The organism is Collibacillus ludicampi (genome assembly GCF_023705585.1).
Lineage (GTDB): Bacteria > Bacillota > Bacilli > Tumebacillales > BOQE01 > Collibacillus > Collibacillus ludicampi.
The window spans coordinates 716613-735165 of record NZ_BOQE01000001.1 but is presented as its reverse complement, the minus strand read 5'-3'; the positions used below and the strand labels follow the sequence as shown (position 1 = coordinate 735165).

General features: G+C 47.5%; 16 protein-coding genes. 15 read left to right on the top strand and 1 reads right to left on the bottom strand.

Annotated elements, in window-relative coordinates:
- The first annotated feature begins 379 nt into the window (after window positions 1-379).
- Window positions 380-1315, top strand: coding sequence for an ATP-grasp domain-containing protein (locus DNHGIG_RS03770; protein WP_282198409.1), 936 nt, complete (start codon window positions 380-382; stop codon window positions 1313-1315).
- A 309-nt stretch (window positions 1316-1624) separates the two neighbouring features.
- On the opposite strand, the gene asnB is transcribed toward DNHGIG_RS03770, so the two are convergent.
- Complete coding sequence (gene asnB / locus DNHGIG_RS03765; protein ID WP_282198408.1) at window positions 1625-3469, bottom strand: asparagine synthase (glutamine-hydrolyzing); 1845 nt, start codon at window positions 3467-3469, stop codon at window positions 1625-1627.
- Window positions 3470-3895: 426 nt separating this feature from the next.
- Between asnB and DNHGIG_RS03760 the strand changes: the two genes are divergently transcribed.
- The 14 genes from DNHGIG_RS03760 (at window position 3896) to DNHGIG_RS03695 (ending at window position 18501) form a co-directional block, all read left to right on the top strand.
- Window positions 3896-4759 (top strand): alpha/beta hydrolase, encoded by an 864-nt coding sequence (locus DNHGIG_RS03760; RefSeq protein ID WP_282198407.1) that lies wholly within the window; start codon window positions 3896-3898, stop codon window positions 4757-4759.
- 63 nt (window positions 4760-4822) lie between these two features.
- Window positions 4823-5593 carry a methionine ABC transporter ATP-binding protein gene (locus DNHGIG_RS03755; protein WP_282198406.1) on the top strand — a complete coding sequence of 257 codons (771 nt, stop codon included), beginning with the start codon at window positions 4823-4825 and terminating at the stop codon, window positions 5591-5593.
- Window positions 5586-6242 (top strand): methionine ABC transporter permease, encoded by a 657-nt coding sequence (locus DNHGIG_RS03750; protein WP_282198405.1) that lies wholly within the window; start codon window positions 5586-5588, stop codon window positions 6240-6242. The genes DNHGIG_RS03755 and DNHGIG_RS03750 overlap by 8 nt, the downstream gene beginning before the upstream one ends.
- Window positions 6243-6253: 11 nt before the next feature.
- Complete coding sequence (locus DNHGIG_RS03745) at window positions 6254-7093, top strand: MetQ/NlpA family ABC transporter substrate-binding protein (protein ID WP_282198404.1); 840 nt, start codon at window positions 6254-6256, stop codon at window positions 7091-7093.
- A gap of 90 nt (window positions 7094-7183) precedes the next feature.
- Entirely contained in the window at window positions 7184-8680 is a 1497-nt protein-coding gene (locus DNHGIG_RS03740) for a 4-hydroxyphenylacetate 3-hydroxylase family protein (RefSeq protein WP_282198403.1), read from the top strand.
- A complete protein-coding gene (locus DNHGIG_RS03735; RefSeq protein ID WP_282198402.1) occupies window positions 8640-10073 on the top strand; it encodes a 4-hydroxyphenylacetate 3-hydroxylase family protein in 1434 nt (477 codons plus the stop codon). The genes DNHGIG_RS03740 and DNHGIG_RS03735 overlap by 41 nt, the downstream gene beginning before the upstream one ends.
- Window positions 10070-11107, top strand: a complete 1038-nt coding sequence (locus tag DNHGIG_RS03730; protein WP_282198401.1) for an LLM class flavin-dependent oxidoreductase — start codon at window positions 10070-10072, stop codon at window positions 11105-11107. The genes DNHGIG_RS03735 and DNHGIG_RS03730 overlap by 4 nt, the downstream gene beginning before the upstream one ends.
- A 170-nt stretch (window positions 11108-11277) precedes the next feature.
- Window positions 11278-11823: an NADPH-dependent FMN reductase gene (gene ssuE, locus DNHGIG_RS03725; RefSeq protein ID WP_282198400.1), complete on the top strand. Its 546-nt coding sequence runs from the start codon at window positions 11278-11280 to the stop codon at window positions 11821-11823.
- Window positions 11824-11843: 20 nt separating this feature from the next.
- The gene (locus tag DNHGIG_RS03720) at window positions 11844-12833 is read left to right on the top strand and encodes a sulfonate ABC transporter substrate-binding protein (RefSeq protein WP_282198399.1); all 990 of its coding nucleotides are present in this window, start codon (window positions 11844-11846) and stop codon (window positions 12831-12833) included.
- A 210-nt stretch (window positions 12834-13043) separates the two neighbouring features.
- Entirely contained in the window at window positions 13044-14219 is a 1176-nt protein-coding gene (ssuD, locus tag DNHGIG_RS03715) for an FMNH2-dependent alkanesulfonate monooxygenase (protein ID WP_282198398.1), read from the top strand.
- 754 nt (window positions 14220-14973) lie between these two features.
- Window positions 14974-15459 (top strand): CcdC family protein, encoded by a 486-nt coding sequence (locus DNHGIG_RS03710; protein WP_282198397.1) that lies wholly within the window; start codon window positions 14974-14976, stop codon window positions 15457-15459.
- A gap of 29 nt (window positions 15460-15488) precedes the next feature.
- A complete protein-coding gene (locus DNHGIG_RS03705; RefSeq protein WP_282198396.1) occupies window positions 15489-15911 on the top strand; it encodes an acyl-CoA thioesterase in 423 nt (140 codons plus the stop codon).
- Between the two features lie 586 nt (window positions 15912-16497).
- Complete coding sequence (locus DNHGIG_RS03700) at window positions 16498-17349, top strand: lipoate--protein ligase family protein (protein ID WP_282198395.1); 852 nt, start codon at window positions 16498-16500, stop codon at window positions 17347-17349.
- 12 nt (window positions 17350-17361) lie between these two features.
- Window positions 17362-18501, top strand: coding sequence for a stalk domain-containing protein (locus tag DNHGIG_RS03695; RefSeq protein WP_282198394.1), 1140 nt, complete (start codon window positions 17362-17364; stop codon window positions 18499-18501).
- Window positions 18502-18553: the final 52 nt, after the last annotated feature.

The window sequence follows — 18553 nt, the reverse complement described above, 5'->3', positions numbered from 1 at the left end:
TGTGATTGAGTTCTTGGCCATACATTTAAGAGGGGGAGTACCAACAAAACACGGAAAACATATGATAATACAAATTGTGGAAATAAAAAGCTGATTATTTCTACGCTAAGTAAGAAATAACCAGCTTTTTAGATTATTATTGACTTCTTGGATCAATCCCTATTCCTGCAATACTTTTACTGCCTCAGCAAGATAAACGGTGTTCCATGTCTTACGGCATAAGGGCTAGGAATAATGCAAAAGGCTCAGACACCAATAAATCGTTTGCACAATATGTGGAATCCTTCGTAACACGGTTAGATACATTGACTCTTCGCCCGGTTTTATAGTAGCATGACTTTGATTTAATAGACGGTAGTCGAGAAAGAGGAATCGTTACATGAAAAAAATCTATATCATACATGAAAATCGCGAATGGACCATACATCTGACAAGGAGATTGGATGAATTAAAGCTTCCTTATGAAGAATGGTTTTTGGACAAGGGAATCATTGATCTAACAACAGTTCCCCCAGAGGGAGTTTTCTACAACCGTATGAGCGCCTCTTCTCATACCCGTGATCATCGGTACGCGCCTGAGTTGACAGGAGCCGTTCTGGCTTGGTTAGAAAGACATGGCAGAAAGGTTTTCAACGGAAGCCGGGCTTTGCAACTTGAAGTAAGCAAAGTTGCGCAATACATGGCGCTTAATGTTTACGGAATTCGCACGCCAAAAACCATTGCGGCCGTTGGAAAAGAGCAGATTTTGGAGGCCGCCAAAAGATTTGAAGGGCAATCCTTCATTACCAAACATAACCGCGCAGGCAAAGGTTTAGGAGTGCAATTATTCCACTCCTTTGAAAGCCTAAAGGAATATGTGGAGGGTCCTGCATTCGAAGAGCCGGTGGACGGGATTACATTGGTTCAGGAGTATATTCAAGCGCCGGAGCCATATATTACCCGGTGTGAATTTGTCGGCGGCAAATTTCTTTATGCTGTCCGAGTTGATACTTCGGCAGGTTTTGAACTGTGTCCCGCTGATGCCTGTCAGATTGGAGACATGTTCTGTCCTGTAGGAGAGCAGGTTCCTACAAAACCTAAATTTCAAATTATCGAGGGATTTGACGACCCAATCCTCCAACAATATGAAAAATTCCTGGCGGACAACAACATTCACATTGCAGGTATCGAATTTATCCGTAATAAAGACGGAGAAATCTTCACTTATGATGTGAACACCAATACGAATTACAATTCGGAAGCTGAAGCGAAAGCAGAAAAGTTTGGCATGCTTGCAATCGCCAAATTTTTGGGGGAAGAGTTGGAGAAACTGTGAAACGATTTCTCGAAGATACGTTCGACTAAACTTTCCAGCAGGTTTTTATTTTTGCAAAGGATTTAGCGTTCGATCTTCGCTTATCACTCCAATGAATGTGTTCAAAAATGGGTTGACCGAGCTGGGGAAACGGCTATTGAAAGGGAATTTCAATTGATAAAGAATAGGTTGTTGAATCAAAAAAGGGGACCGGTTTCGTACGGTTCCCCTTTATCGTTTCGCCATGTGTAATACTTTCGGGTTGTCAAGAAAGGCTTCCACTATGTTCCGCCTTACATCATTGGCTCCACTTCGAATGGACTTTCTCGTTTAGACGATGGTTACGCGATACTCCCTCAACCACGTGTCGATTTGTCCCAGGTAAGCAAACAATTGCGGTGCGTTCATCAACTGGCCGAACCAGGGGATGTTCGTTTCTCTGTCACACTCCTTGGCGAATGTACGGACCGCTTCTGCATCGATCAATGGAAGAAGAGGCGATGCGGGGTCTTCAAGGATCTGAAGCGCCCATTCCTTGCAGGCTGCCAGAAATGCAGGATTGTGTGTCTTCGGATAAGGGCTTTTCTTGCGCGTGAGCACATCATCCGGCAGAATCCCTTTTAATGCCCTGCGCAAAATTCCTTTTGCCTGGTGGTCACAACTTTTGAACTCCCACGGGACATTCCACATATATTCAACAAGACGGTGGTCGCAAAACGGAACGCGGATTTCCAGGCCTACAGCCATGCTCATTCGGTCTTTGCGGTCGAGGAGGGTGGGCATCCAACGGGTCAGGTTGAGATAGAACATCTCGCGCATGCGTGCCTCTTTTACGTTTTCCCCTTTCAATCGGGGCACTTCGGCCAAAGCCTGATCGTATCGTTCCGCCACATATTCTTCGGGATGAATGTGTTCCTTGAGTTCAGGAGAAAAGAAACGGACACGTTCATGTAGAAAACGAGACCAAGGGAACGTATTCGCCGATAACATTTCTTCTCGGTGAAACCAGGGGTACCCGCCGAACACTTCATCGGCACATTCGCCGGACAAAGCGACAGTGGCCTCTTTTTTAATCTCATGGGAGAACAAGAGCAAAGAGCTGTCAACGTCGGTCATGCCAGGGAGATCGCGGGCGAAGACGGCGGTTTTTAATGATTCTACCAATTCTGGCGTATCGATTTGAATCGAGTGGTGTATGGTCCCTAAATACTCGGACACACGTTTGACCCAAGGCGCATCTGGATCGGGTTGAAATTGGTTCATGCGGAAATGGATATCATTATCCACGTAGTCGACTGAGTAGCTATGAAGCGGTTCCTGTCCCGAACGAAGAAACGCATGATGGGCGAATGCAGTGATCGTGCTTGAGTCAAGCCCGCCGGAAAGCAATGTACATACGGGAACGTCTGAAACCAACTGGCGTACGATGGCGTCCTGAAGCAAATCGCGAACCTTCTCTACTGTCGTCTCCAAATCATCCGTATGGGGCTCGCTCTTGAGCTCCCAGTATTGATACAATTGAGCACCGTTTCGGTTATAGAAGCAACTATACCCAGGCTTCAACTCGGCGATACCGCGGAATACCCCGTGACCGGGTGTACGAGCGGGGCCAAGTGCTAAAATCTCGGCTAATCCTTCCGCATCGACTTCCGGTTGTACGGACGGGTGGGCGAGGAGCGCTTTGATTTCTGATGCAAATAAGAAGGCACTGCCGCGTTGGGCATAGAAAAGCGGTTTAACCCCGAGACGGTCGCGTGCTAGAAAGAGCGTCTGCTCTTTTTCTTCCCAGATGGCGAAAGCGAAGATTCCGTTCAGGCGTTCTACGCACGCTTTTCCCCATTCCACATAGGAATGTAACAGGACTTCCGTATCCGAATGGGAACGGAATGTGTGACCGCGTGCGAGCAGTTCTTTCCGCAAATCTTCCGTATTGTATAATTCCCCGTTATAGACCATCACATAGGTGCGGTCGCCAAACCGACGAATCATAGGCTGCCCACCGCCTTCCGGATCAACGACGATCAGACGGCGGTGTCCGAAAGCGGCATACTTGGAATACCAACTTCCAAATGCATCAGGACCTCTGTTTGTCAGTGTATCGGTCATCTCTCTGATGAGAGCTTGTTGATGACGCAAATCTTTATCCCAATCAATCCAACCTACGATTCCACACATTGTCTTTTACCTCCCGCTGTAAAATTCTTTACAGGATCGATTCAAATACGATACTGAGTACACATCTGTGCGATCGCCCAGGATACAATACTGTATGCAGAAAGAAAAAAATGTGCCTATGTGACCTAGAGTTGTTCTTTTCGGAGTGATTGACCGTATGAGCTTCATTTTGCGAATGAATGAAAAAAGTGTTGACCCTCTCGAAAAAAGGTGATACGATTCTGTCATAAAACCAAGTATTCTTATCGAAATAATAAAATAGTCCACCGGACAACCGGAGACACGATCTCGGCCGAGGTTCGAGTGGGCTTTCATTCCCAGTCGACCGAACTGGGTTTTTTTATGAACCAAGGTTTATAGATTATCTGAATGGGTTTTTGACGCTTACTTGAGTCGCAGATTGGTTACGAAGAGAGGTGTATACCATTGGAAAAACAGATGACGATTCACAGTCATGATTTGGATCTTGCGGCGACGATTCATTTTCCTTCGTGCAAGAGAGACAGGGCGATCAGACAACCGTCTCAATACCCCTTGATCATCATATGCCATGGGTTTGTGGGGAGCCGTATCGGTGTCAACCGGTTATTTGTCAAAGCGGCCAGGGAACTGAGCGATGCCGGTTTTGCGGTTTTGCGCTTTGATTACGGGGGATGTGGCGAGAGTACGGGGGATTATGGCGCTGGAGGCTTGGAAGCGTTGATTGAACAAACGCGTCACGTGATTGATTACGGCTTAGAGATTGAAGGGGTGGATCCGGAGGGAGTGATTCTGTTAGGCCACAGCCTGGGAGGGGCCGTTTCCATACTCACTGCCGGGGTCGATCCACGGGTGAAAACCCTCGTTTTGTGGTCGGCTGTCGCTCATCCGTTTCATGATATCGTCAGGATTGTAGGAAAGAAGGCATATGAGGAATCGGTACGCTCCGGAGCTGTTGATTATTTAGGGTATTCTTTGTCGACCAACTTTTTTGCTTCTCTGTCTCGTTACCATCCTTTTCAACAAGCAAAACATTTTACGGGAGATGTTTTGTTGATCCACGGAAGTCATGATGAAGTGATTCCGGTGGAGTATTGCTTTCTCTACCAAAAATTATTCGCTTTAAGAAAAGTGAACAGCCATTGTGAAAAAGAGATTATTCATCAAGCGGATCATACGTTTTCTTCAATCGATAGCACCGATCGATTGCTGAGGAAGACGCGGGATTGGCTCTCGCATGTACACAAAGGCGTGAGAGCAGTCTATGATCCGTTGCCGATCGGACATCCGAAGGCACCTGATGTTTCGTGAAAAAACGCGAGCATACAGGTGCCTCTTTCTTTTTCGTTTCACTTTGGCTAGGGAGGGATTCACATGATCAGATTGGAAAACGTGTCGAAAACCTATTTTACAGAGAAAGGTGCGTTTCAAGCGGTGACGGCCATGAATCTTTCCGTGGAAGAAGGCGATATATACGGCATTATCGGATTCAGTGGCGCAGGGAAATCTACCTTATTACGAATGATCAATCTTTTAGAGAGGCCCACACACGGGAAGGTCATCGTAGACGGAAAAGATTTAACCAGCCTTTCACCGAGAGAGCTTCGCCGCGTAAGGCAATCGATTGGAATGATTTTTCAACACTTTCATTTGTTGAGCAACCGAACGGTAGCGGAAAATGTGGAGTTTGCCCTTGAAATTTCAAAGATTGGAAAAAAGGAACGACAAGAAAGAGTCCAGGAATTGTTGCACGTGGTCGGGCTGGAAAGTAAAGCTTCAAGTTATCCTTCACGGTTGAGTGGAGGGCAAAAACAGCGGGTTGCCATCGCGCGAGCCTTGGCCAATCGTCCGAAAGTGCTCCTTTGCGACGAGCCTACATCCGCACTTGACCCGCAAACGACAACATCGATTCTTTCCTTGTTACAAGAGATTAACAGAATCTACAAAGTGACCATCTTGCTGGTAACGCATGAGATGGAAGTCGTAAAAACAATATGTAATAAAGTTGCTGTTATGGAGAATGGCCATTTGATTGAAGAATTGCACCTTGCGGACAAACCGATTTCGGTCAAGTCTTATTTGGGCCAAATATTGTTGGCAGATCCGAATGGAAAAAGGATTCGGGAGGAAGCGGCTTATGTTTAACAATCTCACTTCTTTACTTCCCGATTTTTGGATATCTATTGGTCAAACCTTCATCATGTTAGGAATTTCGGTGGGTTCGGCAGTATTCGTCGGCACACCATTGGGAATTCTTTTTTTCTTTACGGATCGCGGTCAAATTTTTGAACATAAAGTGATTCACCGTGTGATCGATTATGTGGTGAATACCGTGCGCTCTATGCCGTTTGTGATTCTATTAGTAGCTTTGATCCCGCTCACCCGATGGGTCGTTGGTACTACGATCGGACCTGTAGCAGCCGCAGTTCCTTTATCGATAGCGGCAATCCCGTATTTTGCCCGTTTGGTTGAACAATCTTTAAGAGAGGTTCCTAAAGGGGTCATAGAGGCGGCTGTAGCCATGGGAGCATCGCCTTTAGAAATCATCTGGAAGGTACTGCTGAACGAGGCTCGCTCCAGTCTTATATCGGCATTGACCGTGACCACCATCAGCATGCTTTCTTATTCGGCGATGGCGGGAACGGTCGGAGGAATCGGAGACTTGGCGATCCGCTTTGGATATTATCGCTTCCAGACCGAAGTGATGGTCTCAACAGTGATCATATTGATCCTATTGGTTCAGATCATTCAATTCATCGGAAGCAGGATCGCACATGTTCTGGATAAAAGATAGGGGGCTTCTACATGAGAAAAAAGTTACTTTTCGTTCTTACCACCCTGTCCTTGGCCCTATTCTTATCGGCTTGCGGAGGGACGACGACGGGGACTTCCATATCATCGACGAATAAAGAAGCGGTTCCAAACGATAAAAAAGTGATTAAAATCGGTGCCACGGCAGGTCCTTATAGTGACCAAATCAGGAAAGGGATTCAACCCGCATTAGAAAAAAAGGGGTATAAGGTAGAACTTGTAGAGTTCAATGATTATGTTCAACCCAATCTCGCGCTGGTAAACGGTTCGATTGATGCCAACGTCTTTCAAAATACGACTTATCTAGAGAATTTCATTAAGGAACATCATGTGGATCTGACGGGGGTGATTCCCATCCCGACCGTACCGATGGGGTTATATTCCAAAAAACATCATTCACTGGATGAAGTAAAGGAAGGAACAAGAATATCCATACCAAACGATCCTACGAATGAAGCCCGCGCCTTAGGCATGTTGCAGAAGTTTGGTTTGATCAAGTTGAAACCGGATGCCGATGTTCTGCATGCATCGGAGAAAGATATTATAGAAAACCCGAAAAAAATAGAAATGGTACCGCTTGAAGCCGCTCAGCTTCCACGTTCCTTGGAAGATGTCGATTTTGCGCTTGTGAACGGGAACTATGCGCTCGCATCCGGGTGGAAGCTGACAGATGCCATCAAACTGGAACAGACACCGAAAAACTATATCATTGTCCTAACCGTGCGTACGCAGGATAAAAATCAACCGTTTGTGAAAGACCCTGTAGAGGCATACCAGTCGAAAGAATTTAACGAATTGATCGATAAGGAATTTCAAGGATTTATTAAACCTTAATGGGTTCATGCCGACTCTGCGAAGAGAGGCAACTGGCAAATGGAGGGATGTGTCGGTTGTCTCTTTTTATATTTGGAAAGGAGAAGACAAATGAGTAGTACAGGCGAACGATTTCTCAACAGTTTACGGGATGGCCGCAATGTGTGGTTAGACGGTACCCGAGTGGAAAATGTCGTTGAACATCCAGCTTTTCAAGGAACGCTTACTACCTTGAAACACTTGTTTGATACCCTGGATGATTGTGAAACGCGTTATCAAGTCGGTTTTCCGAGTCCATTGTCAGGAGAATACGTGCATAACGCCTTTCTCGTACCAACATGTACAGATGATCTCAAAAGGCGTACAACCGCTTTTGAGATTTGGGACAGGAAAACAAACGGGGTCATGAGCCGGCTCTCGGAGTACGCGCGTTCCCTTGTCACCGGATGGTATGCGGCAAGAGAGAGATACCGGGCGTTTGACAAACAGTTTTCCGAGAAAATCACCAGATATTATGAACAAGCGCGTGATCACCATCGGTTTGTGACGACGGCTCTGTTGGATCCACAGATTGACCGTTCAAGAGGGACCTCAGAACAGATAGATCCTGATGCCGTCCTGCGCATTGTCAAAAAGACACAAGACGGAGTGATTGTGCGCGGAGCGAAAATGATCGCTACCGCTGCTCCCTATACACATGATTTTTTGGTATTCCCGTTCCACCGGATTCAACAGGATGATCTTGCGCATGCTCACATGATGATCATCCCCGCGAATACACCGGGTCTGCACATTGTTTGCCGGGAATCGTTTGCATCCGATCAAGCGGAGGACCATCCTTTGAGTAACCGGTATGAAGAAATGGATGCCATTTTATTGTTCGATGATGCTTTTGTCCCGTGGGAGCGCGTATTGTTATGCGACGATCCGGAAGCTGTCTGGAAATTACGTATGGATGAGACAGCCAACAGTCTGGCCTATCATTCCACAGTGGTTCGATTGCTGGTGAAACTTGAATTTGTTGCGGGTGTGGCGTTCGCTATTGCTGATGTAATCGGAGCGAATCATCATCTCCATGTTCAGGAGAAGTTGGGGGAATTGGTCATTCAATTGGAGGTGATCCAATCTCTGTTGCATGCATCAGAGGCAGGGGCCAAGCCGGATGAATTCGGTACATGGATCCCCGATTTGACACCGATTGAAACAGCCCGGAATTTAGGGCCGAGGTACTATCCGCGTGCGATTGAAATTCTGCAGCAGATCGGGGCCGGCGGCTTTATTCAGGTACCTTCGAAAATCGAGCAAATTCATGGTGAACTCTCCGCTTTGATCAACAAATATTATCGCGGCGCGAAAGCAGATGCCGAGAGTCGCATCCGTCTCTTCAAACTGGCATGGGACCTGATCGGCAGTCCGTTAGGTTCCCGGCACGAATTGTATGAACGTTTTTATCTGGGGGATCCCGTACGGACCTATGCGAATCAATATGTGAACTACAAGAAGGGGCATCTCGAACAGCGGTTGCGTGATTTTTGGAAATTAACCGAACAAAAGGAGGATTCACAAGTTGAGCGCAAGTCAGCGTTACCGATCTCGATTACAAGATAACAGAAATGTCTGGTTGAACGGAAAGCGAGTCCAGGACATCGCACGGCACCCGGCCTTTCAAGCTTCCTTGCTGGATTTGCAAGACCATCCCGACACGAAGGATGAACTCACATTTTTGACACCCGACTCAGGGGTGGCGGCCCATCTCGCTTTTCTGGTTCCTTACAGTAAGGAAGATTTGAAGCGCAAAGAGCGCGCTTATCAAATATGGAGTGACGCCACGTTTGGCATGATGAGCCGTTTATCCGATTACTCCAGATCATTGTTGACCGGCTGGTATGCCCGTCGTCATCGACTCGGAGGAAAGGATGATCAATTCGCGCAAAAAATCGAGCGCTACTATGAAATCAGCCGCGATCAAGATTGGTTGTCCACGACTGCACTGCATGATCCGCAGATTGACCGGACCAAACTCTCCTCCGAATTTGACGACCCGTACACTCATCTGCGGATCGTCAGAGAGACGGAAGATGGAATCATTGTACGGGGTGCAAAAATGATCGCTACTGGGGCTCCCTATTTTGACGAAATTTTTGTTTATCCTTTTCACCGTCGTTCGCAAGGCGACGAGCGTTACGCCTCGATGTTTGCTGTATCTGTGTCCACTCCGGGGGTTCATCTCGTTTGCCGGGAGTCGTTTGCATCTGATCAAGAGCAGGACCATCCGTTAAGTTCTCAATTTGAGGAGATGGACGCAGTCGTTATTTTCGATGATGCTTTGATTCCTTGGGAACGGGTGTTTATTAAAGAGGATCCGGAAGCCGTTTGGACCATGCGGCAGGACCCTGTGGTCACAGCATTGAGCCAACAACCCACTGTTGTCCGATTGCTTAGCAAGTTAGAATTCATCGCTGCCATCGGTCATGAACTTGCGAAAACGATTGGAGCCGACCGGTTTTTGCATGTACAAGAAAAGTTAGGCGAACTGATCATTCAGGTTGAAACGATCAAGTCTTTGCTTTTGTACGCTCATGACCAGGCGCAACCGACTGTGGACGGCGTTTGGATTCCTGCGGTTGAACCTCTCACCACGGCCCGCAACCTGGGCTCACGATATTACCCTCGTGCTATTGAAATCTTGCAGCAAATTGGAGCCGGCGGATTTATCCAAGTGCCTTCAAGCCTATCCGAACTTTCGGGACCGATCGGAACTTTTGTTGAACGGTATTACCGGGGGACGGAAACGTCAGCTGAGCAACGGATCAAGCTGTTTAAATTGGCCTGGGATCTGATCGGAAGCTCATTTGCCTCCAGACATGAGCTGTATGAACGATTCTATTCAGGAGATCCTGTCCGGTCTTATGCCATCCAGTATGCCAATTACGACAAAGACCCGCTGGTGGAACAAGTATGGCAACTCGCGAAATCGAACACAAGGAGAGAATCGTCATGAAGATGAAATTTGCCATATGGGGCTCCAACATTTCAGGAGGATTCCTTCGCTCCCATGTTGAACAGGAGACTGATGGCAGTTTCGCCTACAACCTTCGTTTAACCCAATTGGCCGATCAATTAGGCATCGATTTCATCCTCTTTCCTACCCGCTATAAAGGAGGATTGGGGGGCAGTCATGTTCACGGAGGACAACTGGATTCTCTGACGATTGTAGGTCCTTTAGCCGTTACCACAGAACGCATTCATTTTATCTCTGCAGTTTTGCCAAGTTTCATGCCCCCTGTGACATTGGCGAAAATCGGCGCTACATTGGATCACATCAGCAACGGTCGTTGGCATATGAATTTAGTCAGCGGTTGGTTTCGGGAAGAACAGGAAATGTTCGGAATATCCTGGGCCGATCATACGGAACGATATAAACGTTCAGAAGAATATTTGCAAGTGGTCAAAGGGTTGTGGGGAAATGTCGAATTTTCCTTCCGGGGGCGTTATTACGAAATTCGCGGAGGAAGTATGCAGCCATCCCCCATTCAAAAACCTTATCCATCCATTTTTCAGGGTGGGAACTCGGAAGAGGCTCAGGAAATGGCGGGTCGACACTCCGATTGGTACTTCATGAATGGAGCGCCTTTGGAGCAATTGAAACGGCAGATGGAACGAGTCCGTACTGTTGCCGCACGATATGAACGTCAGGTTCGATTCGCAGTAAACGCTTTTGTCATCGCTCGGGAAACAGAAAAAGAGGCCATAGCAGAATACAACTTTATCATTGAACATGCGGATCTCCCTACGATTCAAAATTTTAAACAACATGCCAAAGGTGCGACAGGAATGTGGTCCTGTTCCTCATCGATCAGTGATTTTGTGGCGAACAACGAGGGGTTTCGTACAGGTCTCATCGGTTCGTACGAGCAAGTCACAGAAAGGATCGATCAACTGAAACGAGCGGGGATTGATATGGTCTTAACGACATTTCGTTTTCCACTCGATGAATTGCCGTCATTTAAAGAAAGAATTATAAATAAACTTTGAATCGTTTTCGAAAAAGTCATTGACATTCGGTTTGTGCCGATGGTAATATAAGGTCATAATTAATACCTACTATTCGTATAGGTTTTGTTGGTCGACCGGACCACCGGAGACACAACGACGCGCGAGTGTTGTTGTGTCTCCTTTTTATTTACTTTCGAAGGAGTGTCTGTATGGAAAACATTGTAACCCTTTCCGGAAGTCCATCGTTATCATCGCGTCTGTCACATGTGTTAGAGTTTGTGCACGACCGTCTCGCAGAGAACGGATTTCAAGCGGATTGGATTCGCGTGCGGGATTTGCCGCCGGAAGATCTAATTTATGCGCGATATGACAGCCCGGCCATCGAACAAGCCAATGCGCTCATCTCGAAAGCATCGGCAGTCATTGTTGCCAGCCCGGTTTACAAAGCATCGTATACGGGAGTTTTGAAAACATTTTTGGACCTTATTCCTCAAGGGGGACTTCGGAACAAGATCGTTCTTCCGCTATTGATCGGCGGAACATCGGCTCATCTACTCGCCATTGAATATGCACTAAAACCTGTACTTTCTACACTGGGGGCAAGGACCATTCTACAAGGCGTGTATGTCCTCGAGTCTCAAGTCCAACGAGATGGAGACAAAGCAGAACTGCACGAGGATATTCAAGTCCGCTTGGAGGACGCCATTCACGAATTGACGGAAGCCCTGAGCAAACAAACGTTACCGAACGGATGAAGAAACGGGGAGGTCACAAGATGCTTGCTCAATCAATTTTTAAGAAGCTCTCAGTGATCGTACTCTCCCTTTTATTAACTTTCATATCTGTTCTCACAACGGCATGTGGTACGGATGCGGGCGCTGTTAAAAAGGATGGCAAGGTGATTCACATTGGCTATCAGAAATACGGGACGTTCAACATTCTTAAGGCAAAAGGAACGCTTGACAAACAATTGGCGAATTTGGGCTATCGGGTCGAATGGTCAGAGTTTCCGGGAGGGCCGCAACTCTTGGAAGCCATGGGGGCAGGGAGTATCGATATCGGCCACACGGGTGAAGCCCCGCCGGTTTTTGCTCAGGCTGCCGGGGTTCCCTTCGTCTACCTGGCCCATGAGCCATCGAGTCCGCATAGTGAAGCCATTCTGGTTCCGGAAAACTCGCCGATCCATGACATCAAGGAACTTAAGGGTAAAAAGATAGCGTTAAACAAAGGATCGAATGTTCACTATTTGTTGGTGAGAGCCCTTCAATCCGCCGGTTTGAAGTATCAGGATATTCAACCGGTTTATCTGGCACCTGCAGATGCGCGGGCGGCGTTCCAGAGTGGAAGCGTTGATGCCTGGGTCATTTGGGATCCCTATTTCGCGGCAGCCGAAAGTTCGGTAAAAGCAAGGGTACTCAAGGATGGGCAGGGACTCGTAGCCAACCATGAATTTTATTTGGCAACACGATCGTTTGCAGAAAACCATCCGGATGTGATAAAAGTACTGTTTTCTCAACTGAATGAGGTGGATGTTTGGAGCAAAGATCATAAACAGGATATTGCCAATCTGTTATCTCCCCAGTTGGGGATTCCTGTTCCGCCTCTTGAAACAGCAGCCGAACGAAGAAACTACGGGATCGAGCCGATAAGCGAGCAAGTCATTCGCGAACAACAATCGATTGCCGATACGTTCTATCAATTCGGGCTGATTCCAAAATCCATTCGTGTTCAAGAAAACATCTACAAGAGTGCAGAATCTCCATAGCCACTCATGCAACATGGGCGGCGTCATCAGAGGATGAAAAGTATCTTTGGGTGGGCGTAATGCTTTGCGTGAGACAGCGACTTTGGAGGTCGTCTCGCAACATTTGATGATTATTCCATGCGAGACGACCTCCACGGAGCGCGAACGCAAAGCATACGCCCGCCAGACTACACATTTTCGAGATAGCTTTACACACAAGGAGGAATCATGATGGAAATCTTTTGGTTTATTCCTACGCATGGAGACGGGCGGTATTTAGGCACAAGTTACGGCGGACGTGCGGTGAATTTTGCGTACGCGCGCCAAATTGCGCAGGCGGCGGACGAGTTAGGCTACTCAGGTGTGCTTATACCCACAGGCAAAGCTTGCGAGGATAGTTGGATTCTGGCTTCTTCATTGATTCCGGTGACTGAGAAATTAAAGTTTTTAGTCGCGGTTCGACCGGGACTCATGTCACCCACCTTATCGGCCCGTATGGCCGCAACGTTCGACAGGTTGTCCAATGGCCGCTTACTGATCAATGTGGTCACCGGAGGGGACCCTGAAGAGTTAAAAGGAGATGGCTTGTTTCTCGATCACGATGAACGTTACCAATTGACGGATGAATTCCTCTCGATATGGAGGGAAGTGTTGGCTGGAAATGAGACGGAATTGCAGGGGAAATACCTCCAAGTCGAAGGGGCCAAAGTGTTGTTTCCGCCATTACAATCTCCGTATCCCCCTTTGTACTTCGGGGGATCGTCTCCTGCGGGGATTGAAGTTGCCGCTAAGCATGTGAATGTGTATTTAACATGGGGGGAACCGTTAGCGCAGGTTGCGGAGAAAATCGACAAGGTTCGAGCGTTGGCGGCGAAACAGGGCCGTTGCATCCGGTTCGGCATTCGTCTCCACGTAATCGTGCGCGAAACGGAAGACGAAGCTTGGCGGGCGGCTGAAGAACTCATTCAATATGTTGACGATGACACAATCCGTTTCGCGCAAAAAGTATTCGCCCGATACGATTCGGTCGGTCAAAAAAGAATGGCGCAACTCCATGGCGGCGATCGTTCAAGATTAATAATAGGCCCCAATCTTTGGGCGGGCGTTGGGCTGGTTCGCGGCGGGGCTGGAACCGCATTGGTCGGAGACCCAAAATCGGTAGCAGAACGAATGAAGGAATATGCAGACATAGGGATTGAGACTTTCATCTTGTCGGGGTATCCGCATTTGGAAGAGGCTTACCGGGTGGCGGAACTTCTTTTCCCCCACTTGCCGCTTTCAATGACGAATACTTCCGTGTCCCAACGATTCTTGACGGGTCCGTTCGGCGAAGTGGTTGCGAATGATCGCTGCCCCCAAAATCATGCTGTGGTTCATGGGAAGCATTCGTCCTATAGCCAATCGTGATAACAAGTTGAAATGGGCAACCCCGAAGGTGCAATCTTTCCGGTATGCTTGGCTGTATGATCAACGGCCATTGTACCGGAATAGGTGCATCTTTCTTGTTTTTTAAGAAAGCCCTCTTGCCGTAAGCGATGCCATCAGAGGATAAAAAGTTTCTTGTGCGAGAAGAGAGGATTAAGTCTGCCACGAGCAGTGGAGTGGCTTTTGGGTGGATTGTATCGCTTTGCGGCGCAGAGGTGAGTTGAAGGTCGTTCCGCTTCCTTTAAACCGATAAGAGAGCATATGCTTTGCGCGTAATATCGACTTTGAAGGTCGTCTCGCAACATTTGATTATGATTCAATGCGAGACGACCTTCACGGAGCATAAGCGCAATGCATATACCCGATGAAACGACCTCCACGGAGCATGAACGCCAAGCATATGCCCGCAATGACGACTTTCACGGAGCATGAGCGCAAAGCATATGCCTCGAAGACCTTCATCGAACCCAAGCGCAAAGCGATATATCCACCCAAGCATTAATTTTCAATTAACCAAGCACTAGCTTTTAAAGGTAGTTCGAACGACAACCAAGTCATCAGTGATGACGTGATAAGGGGAAAAGATGGATCGATTGCACTCTTTCGATGCCTAAAAATTTGTAGTATCGTATAGGGAAGGGGCCCACTTCACTGAAATAATATCGGTGGAAGGATGAAAAAGGGATCCTACATGTGAACTTTAAGGCTCGAGACGGTGTTGATAAGGAGGATTCACATGCCATATACAGGAACGACGAACATGCAGTGGATCAGTACGCTCGTTGCGATCGGAATGGCGCTGCTCGTCATCGGAATTCGTATGCGGGCGGCCAAAAAGCCGACTTCCCTTCGCAAAATTCTCATTCCGCCATTAGGGATGAGTACGGGATTCTTGATGTTTATAAGCCCGGAATTTCGTGTACCGATCACTTACGCGTTCATCGCTTTATTGGTAGGAATCTTGTTTTCCTATCCATTGATTGCAACTTCTCAGATGCAGGTGATCGATGGGGCGGTCTACCTGAAACGGTCAAAAATGTTTCCCTTGATCCTGTTGGGATTACTCGCGTTACGCATCGCATTACGTGGTTTTGTGGAAGAGTTTGTGAATTTGCAACAAACGGGGGCTCTCTTTTTCATTCTCGCATTCGGAATGATCGTGCCATGGCGCATCGCCATGTACAAAAGGTATAAAAAACTGCAGAACGAAGTAGGGGTATAAACTTCGTTAGACATGCAGGAGGGAACGTTGTGCAGAAATTTCAAACGGAGATTGAAGTACGTTACGCAGAAACGGATATGATGGGAGTTGTTTATCACGCGAACTATCTCATTTGGGCGGAAGTAGCTCGCACCCACCTGGTCGAACAAGTGGGATTCAGCTGGCCGGAAATGGAAAGGAGAGGGATCGTTTCTCCTGTTCTCAATGTGAATTTTAATTTCAAGAAAGCCGCTCATTATGGAGATCGGGTGACGGCGACCGTTTGGGTCGCGGAATACAACGGTTTTCGCGTGACTTATGCGTATGAATTTCATAACCAAGAGGGTGAGTTGCTTTGCGAAGGGACAACTCACCATGTTTTGGCGGAAGCGGGCACTTTGAAACCCATTCGCATGGATCGTCGCCTTCCCGAACTGCATGCAAGATATTTGCAGATTCGTCAAGAATCATGAACGCAAATCGATACATCCACTCAAGCACTCATTTTCAAGATAGCCCACCATGCCGCAAGCGGCGCCATCAGAGGATGAAAAGTTTCTTGTGAGGGAAGAAGTATAAGGCTATCTCAAGAAACGGAGTGGCTTTTGGGTGGGTTGTATCGCTTTGCGGCGCAGAGGTGAGTTGAAGGTCGTTCCGCAACCTCTGTAAAGAATCCCAGCGGGACGACCTTCATCGAACCCAAGCGCAAAGCGATACACCCACCCAAGCACTAGTTTTCAAGATAGCCCACCATGCCGCAAGCGACGGCGCCATCAGAGGATGAAAAGTGACATTGGGTGGGCGTAATGCTTTGCGTGAGACAGCGACTTTGAAGGTCGTCTCGCTTCCATTGGAACGTTAAAGGAGCATATGCTTGGCGTGAAACAGCGACTTTGGAGGTCGTCTCGCAACAACTAAACATATTCCAAGCGAGACGACCTCCACGGAGCATGAACGCCAAGCATATACCCGCTGAAACGCCCTCCACGGAGCGCAAACGCAAAGTATACGCCCGCTAAACTACACATTTTCAAAAAAGATGTGACGGGAGATTCTCATATGATGACGTTGGAACAACTCGTAAAAGAGATCCGTTTTCTCAATCACGCCGATAGAATCGTCACGCACGATCCGTTATGGAACCATGCATTGGATGAGGGAATCGCACATGCGGTGGCAGCAGGGCAAGTACAGCCAACGTTAAGACTTTGGCGGTACCATCAAGCGTTCATGTTGGGACGTAGGGATGAGCGATTGCCGGGATTTAAGCAGGCGACCGAATGGGCTTGTGCACAAGGGTTTGACGTCGCCGTTCGCCCGAGCGGCGGTGCGTGTGTCATCCTCGATCAGGGAGTGCTGAATGTTTCATTGATCTTACCAATCGGAGATCAAGGGTCGCTCTCAATACGAGCCGGATTTGAAGCGCTTGCAGACCTCATTTCCATGTCTCTTGAGGGGTGGAGTTCGGTCGAGATCGGGGAGGTATACGGCTCTTATTGCCCGGGAGATTTCGACATTGCGATATCCGGATATAAATTTTCCGGTATCGCCCAACGTCGCATAGCGGGTGCGATCGCTATTCAAGCGTTTCTCTTGGTCGAAGGGAGAGGCCAAGAGCATGTAACGAGGATTGCCGAATGGTACGAACGTGCGGGGCTTCACCTGGTGGAGCCTAAACACCGACCTCTGCCCGAAGTGAAGCAGGGAACGATTCGCAGCATGAATGAACATTTCCTTCCACCTCTTCGCATGGATGAGGTGATCCACCGCCTCAAGTTCGCTGTACAAAGGAAGAGGATCACGGTGTTTGATACAGGTCTAACAGACGAAGAGCATTCGTATGCGATCCGTGAACGGCAGCGATTTTCTCAAGTACTTCGTTTGCCGAGTTTTCAACGGATCACGTCATAAGATCGTACATTCATGCATTTCGGGACTTTGGAATTAGGACTTTTTGATTACTTATATAATCAAGCGACTCCGTCGAATTTTGTCGGTGAAATCGATGGAGGAGTGAATGATAAAACCATGAACATGAATTCGATGGTTTCCACAAAACGGAAAAGAAATATTTCGCTTGTTTTGGGCGCCTTCATAACCATGGTAGCCATGTCACAAATGTTCCGTATTGAGTCTGTCTTTGCTTCCGAAGCGAGTCCAACGGTTGCTACATCTCTGAACACTACACTTTCAACAACGTTCCCATCGGGGACACATGGGGTAACGACCGATGATGTCCATTTCCGTGCCCTTCCTTCGACGACGGCAAATTCATTCGGGTTATTACCCTCAGGAACCGACCTCTTACTCATTGGTAAAGGGGTCGACAACTGGTATTTGGTGAATGTAAACGATCGCATCGGCTGGGTTTATGGAGACTATATTAAAGTGAATACATCGAACGATACAAATAATCATACGCAAATTGTGGCTTTTCCAGCCGGCACAAAAGGGATCACTACCGACACTGTCAATTTTCGCGTACAACCATCAATTTCAGCAGATAAGTATGGGTTGCTGGCACCAGGAACACAACTTACTTTGTTGAGTAAAGCGATGGATAATTGGTTCGAAGTACGTTTCGATAATCAAACCGGCTGGGTGTATGGTGATTATGTCAAACAGTTAGATGCCTCTGCATTCGATCCTGCAACTCAAGTAAATCATGCCGCCTCCGTCAACAATGCTTCACCGCTAGTCAATCAAAATGCCGTTCTCTCGATATATGTGAACGGAGTCAAACAATCGTACGATCCGTCTCCTCTCATCGAAAATGGTCGCGTCTTGGTTCCATTACGAGCCATTTTTGAAACATTAGGGGCGAAAGTTAATTGGGATGCTCACACGCGAACGGCAAGTGCTACGAAAGGAAACATGACCATCAGTTTACAGATCGATTCAAAAATGGCCTTAAAAAATGATGAATTGATACAACTGGATGCACCTCCCCAAATCATAAAAGGGAGAATGATGGTTCCTCTGCGTTTTGTAAGTGAAACGCTTGGAGCAAAAGTAGCATGGGATGATAAAAATCGAACGGTAACGATCACTCTGAATCAATAATCCCATCCTTTTGAAGGATTCTTGAAAATGAAAATGGCAAGCATTATGTTTT